Consider the following 4,622-nt stretch of genomic DNA (forward strand, 5'->3'; position numbering starts at 1 on the left):
CGGCGGATGTCGAACGTCTCGCCGCACACGACGGCGTGCACCGGGCCGTCGAACTCGGCCTTGGCTTCGCTGATCACGTCCTCCCGCGAGGTCCACGGTGGGATGTGCGTCAACAGCAGCTCCCGCACGCCGGCCCGTGCCGCGGCCCTGCCGGCCTCGGTGCCCGACAGGTGCAGGGCGGGCGGGCGGTCCGGGGAGTGCGTCCACGAGGCCTCGCACAGGAAGACGTCGGCATCGCGCGCGAGTTCAACGAGCTGGTCACAGAAGCCCGTGTCGCCGCTGTAGACGAACGACGCGCCGGTGGGGTCGGTGACCCGCAACCCGTACGACTCGCACGGGTGAGCCACCGCCCGCGGCACCACGGTCAGCGCGCCCAACGCCACCGGTTCGCCGTCGACCCAGTGGTGGACGTCGAAAATGTCGGAGCAGTCGTCGATCTCGCCGCCGTAGGGTGAGGACGCCGCTCCCAACCGCGACCACGTGTCGCGGGGACCGTACAGCATCGCCTTGTTGTCGGGGCGGACCGGGTGATACCGGCGCCAGACGAACAGACCCGGCATGTCCAGGCAGTGGTCGGCATGCAGGTGGGACAGCAGGACGTGCACGGAGCTGGGGTCGGCGTAGCGCTGCAGCGCCCCCAGCACGCCGCCGCCGAAATCGAGCACCAGCGGCGGGGTGTCCGGTGCGCGGAGCAGATAACCCGATGCAGGCGAATCCGGGCCCACCACGCTGCCTGAGCAGCCGAGCACGGTGATTCGCACGGAGACCACTGTGCCATGCCCGGTACCGGCATGACGAAAACATGGCCACATTTCTGTGACCAGAATCTCCCCCGGCGCTAGCGGTCGGGGGGGTGGCGAACGGGGTGTACCCCGGTCACCGACGGACCCAGGAACCGCGCCGCGAGTTTGGTGAACGACTCCGGGTCACCGGTGGCTTCGAACACCCGGCTCGCCGGCGGGGCGCCGGGACGATCGGGGTGCGGACGCAGCAGGTCGCGGTCGGTGAGTACCCGGAGCACTTCCTTGGCGGTTTCCTCCGCACTGGAAACGAGCGTGACGGTGTCGCCCATCGCCAGCTGGATCAGTCCGGACAGCAGCGGGTAGTGCGTGCAACCCAGCACCAGCGTGTCGACCCCGGCGCGCTGCAGCGGCTCCAGATAGCCTTCGGCCAGCCCGAGCACCTGGCGTCCGCTGGTGACGCCGCGCTCCACGAAGTCCACGAAACGCGGGCAGGCCACCGCGGTGATCTCGGTGTCGCGGGCCGCGGCGAAGGCGTCCTGGTAGGCGTGCGAGGCGATGGTCGCCTGCGTCCCGATCACCCCGATGCGGCCGTTGCGGGTGGTGGCGACCGCACGGCGCACCGCGGGCAGGATCACCTCGACGACGGGCACGGCGTAGCGTTCGCGCGCGTCCCGCAGGCACGCTGCCGAGGCCGTGTTGCAGGCGATCACCAGCGCCTTGACGCCGCGGTCGACCAGGTTGTCGCCGATCGCGAGCGCGTGCGCGCGGACCTGCGGAATGGCGAGCGGCCCGTAGGGGCCGTGCGCGGTGTCGCCGACGTAGACGATGTCCTCGTCGGGCAGCTGGTCGATGATGGCCCGAGCCACCGTCAGCCCCCCGACGCCGGAATCGAAGATCCCGATGGGCGCGGCCAGGCGCGAGCTCACGCGTTGCGCCGCTGGGTCGACGCGTTCTTGACGGCGCGGGCCTTGCGCTCCGGGGCGGACAACGCGTAGGCGGCGACCACGCCGGCGATCGCTCCGCACAGGTGGCCCTGCCACGACACGCCGCCGCACCCGCCCAGCACCGGCATGGCGCCGAGCAGGATGCCGCCGTAGACGAACAAGACCGCCAGACCGATGACGATGGCCCATACCCGGCGCGCGAATATCCCGAAGACCAGCAGGAAGGCCAGCCAGCCGAAGATCAGGCCGGAGGCCCCGATGTGGTGGGTGGGGCCGCAGTTGCTGCCCAGGTTGCCGATCAGCCAGGTACCGAAGCCGCCCAGGATCCACACGATCGCGGTGGCCCAGACGAAGCGCGACAGCCCGAACAGGGTCATGAGAAACCCCAGCACCAGCAGCGGGACGGTGTTGACCATCAGGTGCCCCCAGCCGGCGTGCAGGACCGGCGCCAAGACGATGCCCCACAGACCGTCGGCCTGCAGCGGCCTGATGCCGTTGGCGTCCAGCGAGTGCCGCGTCAGCTCGTCGATCAGTTCGACCAAGTAGAGCAACGCCACGAAGGTGAGGATCGTGGCCGCGCCGACCATCCACGCGGGCCGCGGCTTCTCCTGGGTCCCCGGCGTGCCCGGGCGCCCCTTGCGTCGGGTCATGCGCATCCCCTCGCCGGTCGAGCCCTCATCGGCCGAACGCTCCCGGCAACATGTCGCGGTAGGTCGGTATTCCGGCCACCGACCCGGCGCCGAGCACACCGACCAGCACCGCCCGCGCCACACAATCGGCGGCCGCGGCGCCCACTTCGCTGACCAACCCCGCCTCCGGGGAGAAGGCGGCGGGCGTATCGGCCGCGGGCGGCACCTCGACCGCGCCGGTGGCCAGCACGAACACCGTGTCGCCGTCGAGTGGGGTGTGCGCCGGGCGCACCGCGCGGGCCAGGCCGTCCTGGGCGGCCGTGGCGACCCGGCGGCACGCCGCCGGGCTGAGCGCCGCGTCGGTCGCCACGACGCCGATCGTCGTGTTGAGGGGGTTGTCCAGCGGGCTCAGCCTGGGCGGCAGCCGCGCGAACGTATCGATCTGGTCGGGCGGCGGCGGACGCAGCGCGAACTGTCGGATCAGGTCCGCCATCCAGGGCAGGCCGGTGGTCCGGTCGGCGACGTCGCCGGCGGAGTTCACCACGACGATCGCACCCACGGTCACGCCGGACGGCAGCGTCGTCGAGGCCGTCCCGACGCCGCCTTTGAGCACACCGGCTCTCGCCCCGACCCCCGCGCCGACCGTGCCGACCGCGGGCACCGCGTCGTGACCCTGCGCGGCTTCGCACGCCGCGTAGCCGAAGTCGGCCGTCGGCCGGCTGTCCCAGCCGCCGACGGGAAGATCGAAGATCACCGCAGCGGGCACGATGGGCACCATCCCGCCTGCCATCGCGACGCCGCGGCCGTGTTCCTCGAGCCAGCGCATGACGCCGTCGGCGGCCGCCAGTCCGTAGGCACTGCCACCGGCGAGCAGCACCGCGTCGACGAAGCGCACGGTATTGGCGGGATCCAGCAGGTCGGTTTCCCGGGTGCCGGGTGCGCCACCGCGGCAGTCGACCGCGCCGACGGTCCCGGGCGGGGCGAGGACCACGGTGACACCGCTGGCCCATCCGGCGCCCAGCGACGCGCCGGGGTCCAGTCGGTGGTGGTGACCGACGCGGATGCCTCCGACGTCGGCGATGGAGCCCAGCGGCATTGCCGTCAAGATGACCGGGGCCTGATCAGCACCAGGACCAGGTATTCCTGCAGGACCGTCAGCCACTGGTAGACGTCGAAATGGGAGGCCAACGGGTGGTCCGGTGGCAGCCGGTCGGGACCTTCCGGGCCGATCTCGAGCATGACTCCCAGCGCCAGCCGGATGTCGTTGAGCGCCGAAACCCAGGCGCTCGCCTCGTCCTCGGTCAGCTCGAACTTGGCGCCCGTGGCCGGAATCGTCTGCAATAGCCTTTGCGCCGCAACGCGTTTGGCTTCGATGATCTCCGGTTCGTGCAGGCTGCGCAGCGCGGCGTTCAGGTCTCCGGGAAACTCGGAGGAGGGCTCGTCGCCGGCGTCGAGCCGGTAGAAGTCGGGCAGCAGGCGGCGCAGCGTCGGATCGCGCGGCGGCTTGGAGTTCCCGGTCTTCATGCCGGTGATTTCTTCGAGTTCGTCTGCCGGCGATGAGGATTCGCGCTCGTCGAGCAGGCCGATCATCGCGCCGACGAGGTTGCGAAGCAACTCGGCCTCATGGGTGGCCAGGGAAGACCGAAAGCGGGGACCCTCGGGGGTCTCGACGCGCTTCCATTTGCGCACAGGAAATCGGGGGCCCTCACCGGTCGTGCTGCAGGGTCGCCCACAACCCGGCAGCGTGCAGTTTGGATACGTCGGCTTCCATGGACTCACGACTGCCCGCGGACACGACCGCCTTGCCTTCGTTGTGGACCTGCAACATCAGCTTGGTGGCATGCGGCTCGCTGTACCCGAACAGCTTCTGGAACACATACGTCACATAGGTCATCAGGTTGACGGGGTCGTCCCACACGACCGTGACCCATGGACTGGCCGTGTCCTCGACCGGGGTGGCCTCGCGTTGTCCGGTAGTGCCCGGCCTCGACCTCGGCTCGGTAGGCGCTGACGCAACAACCATGGCTCCCAGGATAGCGAGCCACGCAGTTGAATACCGCACCCCCGGCAAGTCACCGACAGTAGCCGCGAAACGCCCTTGGTGCATCACCTGCGCCGCAACGCCACGACGAGCCGGCGTTCCGGCATACGTGACAGCCCGCAGGTGCGTGCGGAGTTCTTCGCGATGAGCAGCGCCGCGATCGGCCGCCAGCTGCGCGGCGCCGGGGCGCCGGGGTCGGAATTTCGCCCGCACCGTGAACCTGACCGCCATGCATGTCGGTCAGGTGCTCACCCGCACCGTGCGC

The 4,622-nt window shown here is 70.6% G+C and carries 6 protein-coding genes; all 6 read right to left on the bottom strand.

What is annotated here, in order from left to right; genetic code table 11:
* The coding region (locus tag AC2VOK_RS04850; protein ID WP_428899477.1) for a cyclic nucleotide-degrading phosphodiesterase at window positions 1–812 on the bottom strand (812 nt) is incomplete at its 3' end.
* Window positions 813–838: 26 nt separating this feature from the next.
* On the bottom strand, window positions 839–1,669 hold the full coding sequence (murI, locus tag AC2VOK_RS04855; RefSeq protein WP_428899478.1) for a glutamate racemase: 831 nt from the start codon (window positions 1,667–1,669) through the stop codon (window positions 839–841).
* A complete protein-coding gene (locus AC2VOK_RS04860; RefSeq protein ID WP_428899479.1) occupies window positions 1,666–2,343 on the bottom strand; it encodes a rhomboid family intramembrane serine protease in 678 nt (225 codons plus the stop codon). The genes murI and AC2VOK_RS04860 overlap by 4 nt, the downstream gene beginning before the upstream one ends.
* A gap of 19 nt (window positions 2,344–2,362) precedes the next feature.
* Window positions 2,363–3,406, bottom strand: a complete 1,044-nt coding sequence (locus AC2VOK_RS04865) for a P1 family peptidase (protein ID WP_428899481.1) — start codon at window positions 3,404–3,406, stop codon at window positions 2,363–2,365.
* Window positions 3,407–3,417: 11 nt separating this feature from the next.
* Window positions 3,418–4,005 carry an oxidative stress transcriptional regulator AosR gene (aosR, locus tag AC2VOK_RS04870; RefSeq protein ID WP_428899480.1) on the bottom strand — a complete coding sequence of 196 codons (588 nt, stop codon included), beginning with the start codon at window positions 4,003–4,005 and terminating at the stop codon, window positions 3,418–3,420.
* A gap of 16 nt (window positions 4,006–4,021) precedes the next feature.
* On the bottom strand, window positions 4,022–4,339 hold the full coding sequence (clpS, locus tag AC2VOK_RS04875) for an ATP-dependent Clp protease adapter ClpS (protein WP_421531489.1): 318 nt from the start codon (window positions 4,337–4,339) through the stop codon (window positions 4,022–4,024).
* Window positions 4,340–4,622 lie beyond the last annotated feature (283 nt).

This window comes from Mycobacterium sp. TH-M116 (assembly GCF_057473685.1).